This window comes from Mycobacterium sp. E183 (assembly GCF_001667735.1).
In the GTDB taxonomy this organism is placed as follows: Bacteria; Actinomycetota; Actinomycetes; order Mycobacteriales; family Mycobacteriaceae; genus Mycobacterium.
Genome location: NZ_LZJN01000105.1, coordinates 84,361 through 99,122, shown reverse-complemented (window position 1 = coordinate 99,122; position 14,762 = coordinate 84,361). Strand labels below are relative to the sequence as shown.

Below are 14,762 nucleotides of genomic sequence, written 5' to 3'. Positions count from 1 at the left end.
CCGCGCTCGCGGCCCAGGGCTCAGCGCGGGATCTCGGTGTAGTGGTGTTCCTCGTAATCGGACTTCAAGTATCCGTTGACGGTGTCGTTGAAGTCGATCCAATGTGACGTCTTGCCATGGGCGTTAAGGCTCTCTTGCGAGGCCCAATGTTCGACGAGGACGTAGCTGTAAGGATCATGGGCGTTGCGCCACAGTTGATACAGGCTGCAGCCGTCTTCCTTGTTGGACTCGACCACCATGTGGTTCAACAGCTTCAGAAACTCGGCTTCGTGCGCTTGCGCCACGTCGAAGAAGACATTCAAGATGATCATGCCGCGCGTCCCTTCGTACCGCCGGTTGTCTCGATGAATTCGCGCAGGCACGACAGGAGCGTCTCGGGTTGTTCCTCGGCGATCCAGTGTCCCGAATCTTGGATTGGCCGGACCGTGACGTTGTCGGCGACCTCCGAGAGCATGGCCTCGGCGATCGGTACGAAGAAGCTCGCGGTCCCGCCGAGTCCGAGAACTGGCAGCGTGAGCTTGCCCTGCTCCGCCAGAATGCGTCGGTTGTCGGACGCGTCCTGCTCGAAGGCGCGGAACAGTTCAAGGCCCGCACGCATGGCTCCGGGGGCCGTGTAGTCAGCCACGTACCGCTGCGCGTCCGATATCGAGATCGCGTCGGGATTGGCGCTCAGGCGCTGGTAGAACGAACGTAGATAAGGGAATTCGCTGCCAGCGATCAGAGTCTCGGCGACGTTGTCGGCCGCGCCGTGTAGGTGAAAGTGCCAGAGTCTATTTGAGCTGTAGTTGGTGGTGGCCACGCTCTCATACGCATTGGTCCCCGGGATCGGCGCCTCCATGAGCACAAGACGTTCGACGCCGGTCGAGTACAGGCAGGCGTAGGCGTAGGCGACCATCAGCCCGAGGTCGTGGCCTACCAAGGTGATGGGCTGCTGCACACCGAGATGGTCGAGCAGGGCCTTGATGTCGCCTGCCATGGTTTGTTTGTCGTAACCGCCGGCGGGCTTGGATGACCCCCCGGCGCCTCGGTAGTCGGGAGCGACGACAAACCAGCCGTCCTCGTGCAAGGGCCCCATGACATGGCGCCATTCCCACCAGGTTTGGGGCCAGCCGTGCAGCAGCACCAAGGCCCGATCGTCGCCACCGTGACTCGGCGGGGTGCCCACGGTCACGTAATGGATCCGGACATCCGCGTGGTCGAACATGTTGTGGTTGAACGTGGGCATCGCTGTCCCCCTCCACGGTAGAAGGCTGCTACGGAGGCCTTCCGGACTCTTGAAGGCGATGGTAGAAGCGCTCGCGTTTGGTTAATCGCTCCTGGCTGGAATCGATCGGTGATTGACCAGTTCTCCTCGACGGCACGCCGAACACCATCGGGCCACGGGCTCCGAGGAGCGGCATTCCGTGTTAGCGGAATGCCGGGGACACCGCGGCGGGCGACGCGTGCGACGGCGCCTGGCCCGACGCTTGGCGGCCTCGCGGGTCCGGTTTTAGGATTGCGATCACGCAACGGGAGCGCTCACCTGCCAGGTGAAAGGAAGTCTTCCCCATGGCCATCGTCCTCGATACCGACGCCGTCGACCCGGTGGAACGCTCCGATTACATGCATTGGGCCATGGGCGCGGCCATGGTGTCCGTCGAGTGGCATTGGGTGGAAGACGGCCCGGGCGCGACCGCTCATGGGCTGGTCACTCCGCTCGGTGACCTGACCGTCTGTGTCGGAGAGACGACCGCCAACAGGGTGGTCCGGACACCAGCGCTGGCGCGCGATGGCGCCGAGCCCACGGTCTTCGTCAATCTGCAGCTCGCCGGTACCGCGATGGTGGTGCAGGAGGACAGGGAGGCGGTTCTGCACCCCGGTGCGATGGCGCTGTACGACTCCAGCGCCCCCTACACACTGCTCAACGCCGAGGGCATGGGCGGGGAGTTCTTCCAGATCCCCCACTCCGCGCTCGCTTTGCCGACTGAACTGATCCGCAAAGCGTGCGCCGTGCCGCTTATCCCTGAGCATCCGCTGGCCACGTTGACCTTCGATCACCTCCGGCGTGTGGCCGCCGATCCGAGCCTGTTCACCGCGGTCAACGGCGATCTCGTCGCGCACCCGAGCATCGAACTGCTTCGCGCGGTGATCACGACCCAGTTGGGCTATGCAGAGCGCGCGGCCGAACCCCTCGCCAACACGCTGGTCGTCCGGATTCTGGACTACGTGTCTCGACATCTGCGTGATCCGGAGCTCAACGCCGAACGCATCGCCGCGGCACACTTCGTCTCGGTGCGGCATCTGTACAAAACGTGCGCCGACGCCAACATCAGCCTGGCCGAGTACATCCGTACCCGGCGGTTGGAAGCCGCGCGCCACGAGCTGGGCCGGAGCGACGCGACGGTGACCATCGCCAGTGTCGCGCGCCGGCACGGATTCTCCGACATGTCGAGTTTCAGCCGCGCCTTCCGCGCCGCATACGGACTGTCCCCGCGGGACTGGCGCGGTCACCGCCTGCGTGCCGGCGCTGAGACGGAGTTTTCTTCTGCCACACCGCAGTAAGGGTCCCGCGGGGCACAGCTGCACCACGCCAGCTGCGACGTCGGTCTGCGCGGCAACCGCCTCGCCCCTCCGGGCGGCGTGAGTTGGAGCGCTCTGCGCGGCGCACCACTGCTGCCCCGGGTTCGGCGCCATCACCCTTCGGCAAGGTCCGCCCCGGCCGTCTGCAGCGGAGGCACAACGTCGTGCAGCCCCGGCACACACTGAGACGGTTTCGCGCGCAAACATAAGCCATCAGAGCCTCCGCGTTGCAGGGCCGCGACGACGTGACCGGGTGGGCGGGGAGCGCGATCGGTGAAGGTACGAGGGACACAGCTGGGCCTGGGGAGGAACCACGGGGACCACGGTGAGACGCAACTCGAACGCGGGATACATCACCACCCACGACTTGCCGGCGAGACCAACAAACCGGCCGCACTCAAACACGTTGCAGCGCAACCAAAGTGACCGGACACATGCTATGGAATTCACTCTAGACCGAATCGAGCGGAGTTCCCCGCCCACCGCCCCGCCGCGGCCGGGCAATCGCAGTCGACATCCGGCTGCGCTGACCTCCGCGCATCCGACGTCACGGCCACTATTCACCACACCGGTAACGCATCAACTCCCGACGCGGCGTGAGGACAGCGTTGGGATCGCGCGCGATGCGGGCGGCATTAATTCGACCGGTGCTCGCCGCGTGGGCGGAGGCCGAAGCCTGCGCACCATCGCCGTGCTGATGTTCAACGGGGCGTCGATGTTCGAGACATCGGTGCCGATGAGCGTGTTCGGCATGAATCCTGCCGGGGCTCCCGCATTCACCGTGCTACCGGTTGCCGGCGAAACCGGTCGGATGCGCACCAGCGACGGTGTTGGATTCGATCCACCGCATGGGCTAGAGGCCCTGGACCGCGCCGGGATTGTGGTCTTACCCGGCTGGCGCAGTCCTCATGACGCCCCACCCCCAGGGTCACTGGAAGCAGTCCGCACAGCACACGCCGACGGCGCCTTGATCGTGAGCCTGTGTATGGGCGCGTTCGTCCTCGCAGCCACCGGTCTGCTCGACGGCCGGCGGGCCGCCGCACACTGGTTCCATGCACCCACGCTGGCAGCGCGGTATCCATCGGTGCGCGTTGACCCCTCGGTCCTCTTCATCGACGACGGCGACATTGTCACCAGCGCCGGGACGGCAGCTGGTCTGGATGCCTGCCTTCATGTCGTGCGACGCCACTGGGGCGCCGCCGCGGCCACGGCGATAGCCCGTCATCTCGTCCTGTCGCCCGCACGATGCGGCAGCCAAGCACAGTTTGTCGATCGCCCGGTCCCCCTCCGGTCCGAAGACGTCGAATTGGGAAGGGTGATGGAATACGCCATCGCTCATCTGCAGCATGTGGACATTGACGCGCTCGCCGCACGAGCCGGCCTGAGTCGGCGGACCTTCGATCGCCGCTTCCGGGTCCAAACAGGGGTCTCGCCGCTGCAATGGCTACTGCACCAACGGATCCTGCGCGCCCAGAATCTTTTGGAGCGCACCGAGCTGACCGTCGACGCCATTGCGCGACAGGTAGGTCTGGCCACCGCGGTGTCGCTCCGTCCCGCATTCCGGCGCATCGTCGGCGTCAGCCCCCAGGCGTACCGGCAAGCTTTCCGGACCGTCGACACACATGCCGGTACTGACCGACAATGCGGGCTGACCAACTAGGTGGCGTCTCGCTGCGACTGCGAGCAGGCACCGCGGACCGCGTCCCTTCCGGCGGCTGACGAGCGTCCCGGCGGGCAAAATGAGTCAGAAGGCGATCGATTCCAGCCAGCTGGCGATCTGACCTCGGGCCAGCTTTTACGATCACTACGGAGAGCCCCGAACCGGCTCCGGGTAAACCCTTTTCGGAGCAGCACCGTCGCGGATCGCGAGGCGCTGGTGCGCCGACAGGAAGGATTGGTTCCGTGCCCTACTCGAGCGAACACGACGGTTTCAAGCTCTACTACGAGCGCTCCGGGCAAGGTGTCCCGGTCGTCCTGATTCACGGCAACCCCGGCGACCACCGGGAGTACTCCAGGGTCATGCCGCAACTGGTGGAGCACGCCGATGTCACCGTGATCGACTTGCGCGGTTACGGCAAGTCGGACAAACACCTGAGCGATCCAACGGCCTACGCACTCAGTCGCCAGGTGGGCAGCGTCATTGCCCTGCTCGAAGAATTGGGTATCAGCAATGCCGTGCTGGGCGGATACGACATCGGCAGCTTCACCGCCCAGACGGTCGCATCGACCCGGCCCGATCTGGTGCGATCGCTGGTAGTCGCACCGCCCACCCTGGGCGTCGGGCGGCGGATTCTCGAAGAGGACGCGGTGAACGCGTTCGTGCACGCCATCTTCTACAAGTCGGAACTCGTCGAAGAAATCATCGACGGCAAGCCCGGCGCCGTCCGCGCTGCACTCAAGGAAAACCTGGTGAACTGGTCGGCGCCCGGATCGACCGTTGTCGACGACCTCCTTGACCACCTAACCGAGAACCACTGCGCACCAGGGGCATTCCTGGCCGGCGTCCTGTGGTTCCGCAACCCTGAGGGCAATCCGATCACCTTCTACGCAAACGAGACGACGCCGGCACGGGAAGACAGGTTCGCCAAGCCCATCACCATCTTGTGGCCGGACCAGGACCCCCTGTTCCCACAGGCATGGAGCGACACCCTGGATGACTTCTACGAAGACTTCACCCTCGAGTACCTTGACAACTGCGGCCATTTCAGCCCACTGGAGTCACCTGACATGTGGTCCAAGCACCTCCTGGAACACATCAGCCGGTGACCATCGGCCACACCGGAGTTCCGGTTTCGCACCTCGCATCACTCACGAAAGGGCCATTGTCATGAGATCGTCGGGTGCACCCGCCGAGCCGCACTGAACATGATCGACAACGCCCAACCCGGCGACCGCCCAAACCCAAAACAGACTGTCGCACAAGCGGACTCGCGCTGGTTCCCCGGATTCGACGCCGGTACCTTCGATATCGACGGAACGGCTATCTACGCCCGGTGGGGCGGCAACCCTGGCGGACCCGCACTACTGCTCGTGCACGGCTACCCCGAGACCCACTTGATGTGGCGCCACATCGCCGGCCGGCTGCGGGACCGCTACTTCCTGGTCATACCCGACCTCCGCGGCTACGGGGCCTCCGCCAAACCGGTCGGGTTACCCGATCACAGCAATTACAGCAAGCGGACCATGGCCAACGACCTCGTCGCGGTCGTGGATCAGCTCGGACGAGACTCGTTCTACCTCTGTGGGCACGACCGCGGGGCGCGCGTTGCGGCCCGCCTGGCGCTGGATCACCCACACCGAGTCAGGAAGCTGTCTCTGATCGACATAGCCCCCACCCTCGACATGTACAGGGCCACCAACCAAGAGTTCGCGACCGCCTACTTTCACTGGTTCCTGCTCATTCAGGCCGCCCCACTGCCCGAACTTCTCATCGGAGGCAACCCGGCCGCTTACCTGGCCATCGTGCTACGACAACTATCAGGCGGGAACGACGACTACCTTGAACGCGAGGTGATTGCCGAGTACGAACGCGCTTTCTGCACTCCCGAGACGCTGCACAGCACCGCCGAGGACTACCGGGCCAGCGCCGGCATCGACCTCGAACACGATCAACACAGTCGCGATCGCGGACATCGGATCGCCTGCGACACACAGGTTCTGACCGCCGAGAACGGAGCAGTGCATCGCCTGTTCGACGCTCACGCCCTCTGGCAAGCCCAATGTGCTGCAACTGTCACCGCGACGACGCTGCCATCGGGGCACTTCATCCCCGAAACGCTGCCCGACGAGACCGCCGCCGCGCTATCGAGCTTCTTTCCCACCTGACGCGGTTCTGCCGCTCCGAATCGGTTGAATCAAAGAAAAGCGAGGGTCGTAGTGAGTGCGGTCGCCTTCATCGGTCTCGGAATCATGGGCAGTCCCATGGCGGTCAACCTCGTCCGCGCGGGTCATCAGGTGACCGGATACAACCGATCGCGTCACCGAGTTTCCGACCTCGTCGCCGCCGGCGGTGTTGCCGCCGACTCCATCGCCGACGCGGTCCAGCACGCCGACATCGTCGCCCTCATGCTGCCCGACTCCCCCGACGTCGAAGCCGTGCTAACCGCCGACGGTGGAGTTTTCGAGACGGCCCAACCGGGTGCGCTGATCATCGACTTCTCCAGCATCCGGCCCGAGGTCACACGCACGCTGTCCAGCCGGGCGCGCCAGCGCGGTCTCCGGATGATCGACGCCCCCGTTTCGGGCGGCCAGGTTGGCGCCATCAACGCCGAACTCTCGGTCATGGTGGGCGGCAGCCCTGAGGACTTCGCGGCGGCGCAACCAGTGCTGCAAGCGGTCAGCGCCCACGCCGCACTCGTCGGACCCTGCGGCTCAGGGCAGACGTTGAAGGCCGCCAACCAGCTCATCGTCGCGGGCAACATACAACTCCTTGCCGAGGCGCTCGTCTTCCTCGAAGCGCATGGTGTGGACACTCACGCGGCGATCAGTGTCCTCAGCGCGGGCCTCGCCGGATCAGCGGTACTTGATCAGAAAGCCCACAACATGCTGAGCAGGTCTTTCACGCCCGGCTTCCGCATCGACCTGCACCACAAAGACCTCGGCATCTTCGCCGAAGCAGCCCGCATGGTCGGCGCCATCAGCCCTGTCGGTTCCCTCGTCGCGCAACTCATGGCCGCCGCCCGGGCCAACGGCGACGGAAGCCTCGACCACTCCGCACTCCTGCGGGGAGTTGAACGGCTCTGCGGTCGCGAAGTAAGGGATAGCGCCTGAGTTCGCAATCCACGGGCATCTCGGCAGTCGCCGCTGACTCGCCCGACCCGGGCAGCCCCGCCCATATTGTCTACTGTAAGAATTACAGTACGATCTTACGCGAGGCCTGCCCCGTTTCTGCTGGAGATGCTGGAGTGCTACGTGACGACCGACGTTCGCAGCAGTGACGAGACCGTCAGCCTGCGCGATCCCTACCCGTTCTTCGCCCGCAAGCGTCTCGAGTCCGGGGTGTTCCGCGGGACGGTGATGGACTATTCCAAGACGCCCGAGTCGCTGATGCCCAAGCGGGAGTACTCCGCGGTGTCCTTCGATGCGGTGAACACGGTGTTCCGCGACGGCCGGACTTTCAGCTCCGCGCCATACGACAAGACGATCGGGCTCTTCATGGGGCCGACCATCCTGGCGATGGAAGGCAAGAAGCATCGCGACCATCGCAACCTCGTCTCCGCCGCTTTCAAATCCAAGGCGCTGGCCCGCTGGGAGAACACCATCGTCCGGCCCATCTGCAACGCGCTGATCGACGAGTTCATCCACACCGGCAAAGCCGACTTGGTCCGGAACTTCACCTTCGAATTTCCCACTCGCGTCATCGCCCGATTGCTCGGGTTGCCCGCCGACGATCTGCCGACCTTCCGCAAGCGCGCCGTGCAATTGATCAGCTACCACGTCGACTACGAACGCGCCTTCGAGGCGTCGGCGGCGCTCAAGGACTACTTCGTCGAGCAGATCGAACGGCGCAAGTCCGAACCCACCGAGGACATCATCGGCGACCTGGTGACGGCGGAGATCGACGGCGAAAGGCTAAGCGACGAAAGCATTTACTCCTTCCTGCGGCTGCTGTTGCCGGCCGGGTTGGAGACCACGTACCGCTCGTCGGGCAACCTGCTCTACCTGCTGCTCGCCCATCCGGACCAGTTCGCCGCGGTGCGGGACCACCCCGGGCTGCTGCCGCAGGCGATCGAGGAGGGGTTGCGTTACGAGACACCGCTCACCACCGTGCAGCGCTTCACCACCGAAGACACCGAGCTGGAGGGGGTCGAGATCCCGGCGCGGTCTGTGATCGGCGTGTGCATCGGGTCCGCGAACCGCGACGAGCGGCGCTGGGAGCGTGCGGAGGAATTCGACATCTTCCGCAAGCCCCTGCCGCACATCTCGTTCGCCGCCGGTGAGCACACCTGTCTGGGCCTGCACCTCGCGCGGTTGGAAACCCGCGTCGCGGTCGAGTGCCTGCTGGATCGAGTGACCAACGTCAGCCTGCTGACCGAGGACGACCCCCACATCCACGGCCAGCCGTTCCGTTCGCCGACTTCGCTTCCCGTGACGTTCGACGCAAAGTAGGGTCTGAGAAAATGGTCAAAGTTATGTCGGGCTTCCGGGTCCTGGAACTCGCGCAATTCACGTTCGTGCCGGCGGCGGGGGCGATCCTCGCGGACTGGGGCGCGGACGTCATCAAGGTCGAACACCCGCTGCGCGGCGACACCCAACGCGGCTTCATCAACATGGGTGGCATCCAACTCGATCCGGAGCGGCATCCGCTGATGGAACATCCCAACCGGGGCAAGCGCAGTGTCGGGATCGACGTCTCGACGCCGGGCGGCCAGGAGGTGATCTACGAGCTGGCCAAGACCGCTGACGTGTTCCTCACCAACTACATGCCGGCGCAGCGGCAGAAGCACAAGTTCGACGTGGAGCACATTCGCGCGGTGAACCCGAACATCATATACGCGCGAGGTTCGGCGTACGGCGACAAGGGCGCCGAGCGTGACGTGGGTGGTTACGACGGGACGGCGTTCTGGACGCGCAGCGGCATCGGGTACGCACTAACCCCCGAGGAGCTGGGCGGCGCACTGGGGCAGGGTATTCCAGCGTTCGGTGACTCCATCGGCGGCATGTTCATCGCCGGTGGCATCTCCGCGGCGCTGCTGCATCGCGAGCGCACCGGCGAAGCCGTCGAGCTCGACGTGTCATTGCTGAGCACCGCCTGGTGGGCGGCGGGAGCGAGCGTGACGCAGGGCATGGAGACCGGACAGGTGATGCGCACCCCGATGCCGGGCGCCGCGGGCGCGATGTCGGTGAACCCCTTCATGGGCAACTACGCAACCTCCGACGGCGGCACCATCAACCTGTGCATCATCAGTCCGACCGGCTTGATCCGAGACACATTCGAGCATCTCGGCATCCCCGAGGCGGCCGACGATCCCCGCTTCTCCGATGTGCTGCCGCTGATTCAGAATGCCGGCGCGGCGGCCGAGCTGATCGCAAAGGCCTTCGCCGGCAAGCCCTTCGACTATTGGCGGCAACACCTGAAGACGATGAAGGGCCAGTGGGCGCCGTTCCAGAGCCTGCTCGACCTGGTCGAAGACGAGCAGGCCCTGGCCAACGACATGGTCAGCGAGGTCGAGCTCGCCAGCGGCGGAAAGCCTTTCCGCGTCGTGCGCGGTCCGGTGCAGTTCAACCACGAGCCGCTGGTGACCACGCGCGCGCCACAGGCGTCCGAGCACACCGAGCTGGTGTTGATGGAGCTCGGCATGGATTGGGACCGCATCGAGGAACTGAAGGACTCGGGTGCTATCGCATGAAGAACGCCGGCGACCGCCGCGGTGACGACCTGAAACTTCGCCGAACGTGCACTCAGGGCGAAGAATTGGCCGATTTCTCGCCCTGAGTGCACGTTCGGCGCGCTATCAACCGACCTTCTTGGCCGGCGGCCCGTACGCCGGCTTACCCAGACCCAGCATGTACTGCGCGATCATGTTGCGGAACACCTCCAGCGTGCCGCCGTAGATGCCGACCAGCGGGGCGAATCGGTAGGCGTATTCGGCGCTGCCGTCGTCGGCGGCCCCTTGCGTCCCGAAGGGCAGCGCCGAGGACGCGCCGAGGAGGTCCATGAGTTCCGGGGAGATGTCGCGCATGGTTTGCGCGATGGCGACCCGGCCGAAGATGCTCGGGGTGGCTAGCGCCGTCTCCAGTCGGGCGACGCACCGGCCCAGGCGGTACGCGACCGACTTGTCGTCGACGAGCCGGCGCCCGTCGTCGTCGGGCCGCGTGACGCTCGCCGCCGCCTTGTCCACCGCCTGAGACAGAAATCCGGCCTGGTGCATCATGATTGACGTGTCCTGCAGCCCGTCGGGGGCGGCGGCGACTGCGCCGTGCTCGACGTTGAGCGGTTCTCGCAGCACCGTCCAGCCGCCGTTCACCTCACCCAGCCGGTACTTGTCGTCCACGCGGACATCGCTGTAGTAAACGATGTTGGTCCGGTCGCCGTCCACGGTGCGGATGCCCTGGATGTCGATGCCCGGCGACTTCAGCGGCACCAGGAACATGGTCAGGCTCTTGTGCTTCGGCGCCTCCGGGGCGGTGTTGGTGATCAGGAAGACGTACTGGCAGTTATGGGCCCCGGTCGTGAACATCTTGGAGCCGTTGATGATCCACCCGTCGCCGTCGCGGACCGCGCGGGTCTTGCAGGTCGCGATGTCGGAGCCGCCCTCGGGCTCGGTGTAGCCGAGGCACAGCCTCACCTCGCCGCTGAAGACCTTCGGTAACACCTCGTCGCGCAGCTGCGCCGACCCGAACTTGTCCACCGAACGAGCCACCATCGCGGTGGTCCCCCAGGTCACCCAGGGAACGTGTGCGCGCCGCTTCTCCAACTCCCAGATGCGGCGCCGCACCCGGCTGAAACCGCCGTCGGATTCCGGTTTCCACTCCGCCGCCAAATAGCCTGCGGCGCCGAACTTCAGGTGCAGGCCCTCGTCGAAATTGTCGCCCGTTTCCCGGTCCCGGCGCCTGATCTCTTCGGTCATGTGCGTGCCCAGAAAGTTCCGCGCTTCGTCGCGGAACGCCTCGTCCTCGTCGGACAGTTCGACGCGCGAGAAATCCACAGTGCCGCTCCTTCCTATGCCGGCTGCGCCGCGCCCTCGCGGGCGGCCACGATCTGCGCCACCCGTTGTGCCGTCGCGCCCGGATCGCCGCCGGCCAGCGGCCAGCCCCGGGCCCGCACCAGATACGCCGTCGCCGCGGCTTCGGCGGAAACGCCCAGCCCGCCTTGAATGTGGACCGCCATCGTCGCCGCCCTGGCGGCCTCCTCTGCCATGAATACGAATGCGGAAGGCGCCAATTCGGGCCGTTCGTCGGGTTCGTTGTCCAGGAACCAGGCGGCGCGTCGGGCCAGATTCCGGCCGCCTTGCACGGTGATGGCCATGTTCGCGAGCGGGTGCGAAATCCCCTGCAGCGTGGAGATGGGCACCCCCAACGTGTACCGGGTCTTGGCGAATTCGGCCGCGATGGTCATGGTCTCCTCCACCAGCCCGACGAGCGCCGCCGCGGTCAGCAGCCGCCACTCGTCCAGGGCCAGCCGGTAAGCGGCTAGTGCCTCGGGCCCCTCGGCGACGACCTCACGGGCGTCCGCCGCAGCTGGGTCCACCCAGGCCATCGGCAGCCGGCCGATGTTGTCTACCTTCGCCGGACGGGTGCCAAAGGTCAGGCGCACGACTTGGTCGCCGTCGCGGACGACGATGTGATCGGCGATCGACCCCGAGGGGATCAACCGCGGACCGCGCCCATCGTCGATCCGCGGGTCCAGGGCGGCCAGCTGTTCGCCCTCGGCTATCCCGGCGGCGCCCTCCCCCAGCGCGCCGAGGCGCCCCAGCAGCCGCGCGGTGCAGACGTGGTCGATCCACGGAACCGGCGCGAGGGACCGGCCGATCTCCTCGGCCACCAGGGTGAGATCGACCAGGGTGGCGCCGTCACCGCCACACGACTCCGACAGCGCCATCGTGGTGGCGCCCATCCCGCACAACCTCTCCCAGAGACTCTTGTCGAAACCGGATTGCTCTGCGGCACGCACCGTTTCGATCGGACAGTGGGTCTTGAAGAACTGCTTGTAGGCCGCCTGCAGGGCGACGTGATCGTCGGACAAGCTGTAATCCAGCCTGCGTAGTTCGAAGCGGTCCATCGTTACTCGTCCTTCCCGAAGAAGAAGTCTCGCGCGTTGTTGTAAAGGTAGTTGTCCAGTACCTCGGCGGGAAGATCCAGCGCGCGGGCTTCGGGGATAACCCGGCGCATGGGCAACACCGGCCAGTCGGACGCGTAGATCACCTTGTTGGGGCCACGAGTGCGCATGTAGTGCAGCAGGCTCTCCGGCAGCCGTTTGGGCGACCACGCCGACGTCATCAGGCGCAGGTTGGCGTACTTGAGCAGCAATCGGATGGCGACGTCCCACCACGGGTCGGCACCGTGAATCATGCACAGCCGCAGCTCGGGAAAGCGCACGCACACCCGGTCCAGGTGCATCGGGTGCTGGACCTCGCCGGGTATGGGCGGTCCCGGAATTCCGGTGTTCACACACAGCGGAAGGTCCAGCTCCGCGCACTTTGCGTAGAGCGGGTAATACACGGCGTCGCTGGGCGGGTACTGGCCGTCACCCCAAAAGCTCGGCCCCACTACGGCATACGCGACGGGGAGGTCCGCCGCGACCGCGGTCAGCTCGCGCAGCGACCGCACCGGGCGCAGCAGGTTGACACCGCCCATGGCCAGCGCGAACCGCTCGGGCCTGGCCTCGACGAATTTGCGCGCGGTCGTGGACGGGTTGGCGAGCGAGTCCATCAGGATCGCCTGCTGTACGCCCTGTTCGTCCATCTCGGCGAGCAGCTCGGAGAGGTCGACCGGGGCGAACATCGACTCGGGACCCTTGAAGTAGTCGTCCCTGACCTTGAGCATCCACGTCGGCTGAGATTCGGCTTCCCCGAAGTGGACGTTCACCAGGCAATCAATCGCTTTGGTGTTCACGACTTCCTTCGGGATCGGATGGGACGAGCGCGATCACCGGATCTCGTTGACTGGCTCGCTCTTTGGCCCATCGGTAGTTGGGCTTGCCGTTGCCGAGGCGTTCAATCCGTTCGACGAAGATGAAGGCCTTGGGCGCCTTGAAGTGCGCCAGCTGCGTCGTGCACGCGCCGTGCAGGGCGTCCCGGCTCAGGTGGGCATCGGGTCGGGTCGCGACGAGCGCGACAACCTCCTCCCCCCACCGCTCGCTTGGCCGGCCCACCACCAGGGCGTCGACGATGCCGGGAAGCGCGCGCAGCACCTCCTCGACCTCTTCGACGAAAACCTTTTCACCCCCGGTGTTCACGACCAGCGAATCGCGACCGAACAGGCGGATGGTCCCGTCGGCTTCCAAAGATGCGCGGTCGCCCGGTACCACCACCCGCCGGCCATCGATCTCCGGGAAGGTCCGCTGCGTGGCTTCGGGGTCGCCGAAGTAACCGAGCGGGATGCGGCCGGTCCTGGCGGCCCAGCCGACCTCCTGCTCACCCGGCCGCAGGAACCGGCTGCGGTCGGCCGACACGACGGTAGCGCCCTCCCTGGGCTGGAACGTCTCGCTGGCGTTCCCTTCGCGGCTGTGACCGAACGCCATGTTCCCGCTCTCCGAAGACCCGTAGCCCTCGATGATCGTGATGTGTGGCAGGCATTCCATCAGCGCGCGTTTGTGTTTCGCGTTGGTGGCGGCCCCTCCGGTGCCGATCGCCTGCAACGAGGACAGGTCGTAGGCACGCGTGCGCAGCTCCTCGATCAGCGGCCCGGCGTACGCATCGCCCACCATGGTCATCATGCCCACCTTCTCCCGCTCGGCGGTTTCCCACACCGACCGCACGTCGAGCTTGTTGCGGTCGTCGTAGAGCACCACCGGCAAGCCCGCGCAGAGCGCGGCGAAGGCGGTCCACATGCCGGCCGCGTGCATCAGCGGAGAAACGGCGAACCACGGCTGCCCGCCCCCGGCGACCTTGTCGTGGATCTCGGTGACGCTGGCATGGTCGGCGCCCACCATCGACGACACGTACATGTCGCTCTGGCGCCACAGCACACCCTTCGGGCGTCCGGTCGTTCCGCCGGTGCACATCATGATGAGGTCATCCGGGGATCCCGCATCTTCGCGGTCGGGACTGGCGGCGGCCAGCACGTCGTCGAGCGAGATCGCCTTCGGCAGTTGGGGAACGGCGCTGCCATCGTCGATGGATATCAGCAACTCCGTGCCGATCGGGGGCAGCACGTCGGCGAACCGCGCGCCGAGCGAGCGATGGTAGATGATGCCCCGTGGGCGCACGTAGTCGAGCAGCTCGCGAATCTCCCGGGGCGAGTAGTGGTGATTCACGTTGACCGGGACGGTGCGCGCCTTGAGGCATCCGATCACCATGTCGGGGTAAAGGTCGTTGTACATGATGAGCGCGATCCGGTCCTGACCGCATTCCCAGCGCTGCAGCTCATCACGCGGGGCGTATACACCGAACCCTTTGTCCTCGAGGTAGTTCGCCAATCGATTGGTGCGGCGCGCCGATTCGGCGAACGTGCTCTTGCGTTCTCCGCATACGGTCATCAGGCGGTCGGGCACGACGTCGGCGATGGCGTCCAGAACGGCGCCCACGGTCCATTCGCTCATA

13 protein-coding genes are annotated in these 14,762 nt (G+C 65.7%); 7 read left to right on the top strand and 6 right to left on the bottom strand.

What is annotated here, in order from left to right; all coding sequences use genetic code 11:
- Positions 1-20 precede the first annotated feature (20 nt).
- Positions 21-311 (bottom strand): putative quinol monooxygenase, encoded by a 291-nt coding sequence (locus tag A5691_RS10755; protein WP_067760444.1) that lies wholly within the window; start codon positions 309-311, stop codon positions 21-23.
- Positions 308-1,225: an alpha/beta fold hydrolase gene (locus A5691_RS10750; RefSeq protein WP_067760442.1), complete on the bottom strand. Its 918-nt coding sequence runs from the start codon at positions 1,223-1,225 to the stop codon at positions 308-310. The genes A5691_RS10755 and A5691_RS10750 overlap by 4 nt, the downstream gene beginning before the upstream one ends.
- Before the next feature lie 323 nt (positions 1,226-1,548).
- Between A5691_RS10750 and A5691_RS10745 the strand changes: the two genes are divergently transcribed.
- From A5691_RS10745 to A5691_RS10715, 7 genes are all read left to right on the top strand, one after another.
- Positions 1,549-2,541: a helix-turn-helix domain-containing protein gene (locus tag A5691_RS10745; protein ID WP_068018358.1), complete on the top strand. Its 993-nt coding sequence runs from the start codon at positions 1,549-1,551 to the stop codon at positions 2,539-2,541.
- A 709-nt stretch (positions 2,542-3,250) separates the two neighbouring features.
- Entirely contained in the window at positions 3,251-4,219 is a 969-nt protein-coding gene (locus tag A5691_RS10740; protein ID WP_197498942.1) for a GlxA family transcriptional regulator, read from the top strand.
- Between the two features lie 242 nt (positions 4,220-4,461).
- Positions 4,462-5,325, top strand: a complete 864-nt coding sequence (locus A5691_RS10735; protein ID WP_082950241.1) for an alpha/beta fold hydrolase — start codon at positions 4,462-4,464, stop codon at positions 5,323-5,325.
- 99 nt (positions 5,326-5,424) lie between these two features.
- A complete protein-coding gene (locus A5691_RS10730; RefSeq protein WP_082950240.1) occupies positions 5,425-6,384 on the top strand; it encodes an alpha/beta fold hydrolase in 960 nt (319 codons plus the stop codon).
- A gap of 51 nt (positions 6,385-6,435) precedes the next feature.
- A complete protein-coding gene (locus A5691_RS10725; protein WP_068018361.1) occupies positions 6,436-7,329 on the top strand; it encodes a 2-hydroxy-3-oxopropionate reductase in 894 nt (297 codons plus the stop codon).
- Positions 7,330-7,470: 141 nt separating this feature from the next.
- Positions 7,471-8,667, top strand: a complete 1,197-nt coding sequence (locus tag A5691_RS10720) for a cytochrome P450 (protein WP_231982294.1) — start codon at positions 7,471-7,473, stop codon at positions 8,665-8,667.
- 23 nt (positions 8,668-8,690) lie between these two features.
- Positions 8,691-9,908: a CaiB/BaiF CoA-transferase family protein gene (locus A5691_RS10715; protein WP_067757745.1), complete on the top strand. Its 1,218-nt coding sequence runs from the start codon at positions 8,691-8,693 to the stop codon at positions 9,906-9,908.
- 105 nt (positions 9,909-10,013) lie between these two features.
- Here A5691_RS10715 and A5691_RS10710 read toward each other — a convergent pair whose 3' ends face one another.
- From A5691_RS10710 to A5691_RS10695, 4 genes are read right to left on the bottom strand one after another with little or no spacing between them, the layout of a single operon-like run.
- On the bottom strand, positions 10,014-11,207 hold the full coding sequence (locus A5691_RS10710; protein WP_067757748.1) for an acyl-CoA dehydrogenase family protein: 1,194 nt from the start codon (positions 11,205-11,207) through the stop codon (positions 10,014-10,016).
- Positions 11,208-11,221: 14 nt separating this feature from the next.
- Entirely contained in the window at positions 11,222-12,280 is a 1,059-nt protein-coding gene (locus A5691_RS10705; RefSeq protein ID WP_067757751.1) for an acyl-CoA dehydrogenase family protein, read from the bottom strand.
- A 2-nt stretch (positions 12,281-12,282) separates the two neighbouring features.
- Positions 12,283-13,113, bottom strand: coding sequence for an amidohydrolase family protein (locus A5691_RS10700; protein WP_067757754.1), 831 nt, complete (start codon positions 13,111-13,113; stop codon positions 12,283-12,285).
- Positions 13,094-14,761 (bottom strand): acyl-CoA synthetase, encoded by a 1,668-nt coding sequence (locus A5691_RS10695; protein WP_068018366.1) that lies wholly within the window; start codon positions 14,759-14,761, stop codon positions 13,094-13,096. The genes A5691_RS10700 and A5691_RS10695 overlap by 20 nt, the downstream gene beginning before the upstream one ends.
- Position 14,762 lies beyond the last annotated feature (1 nt).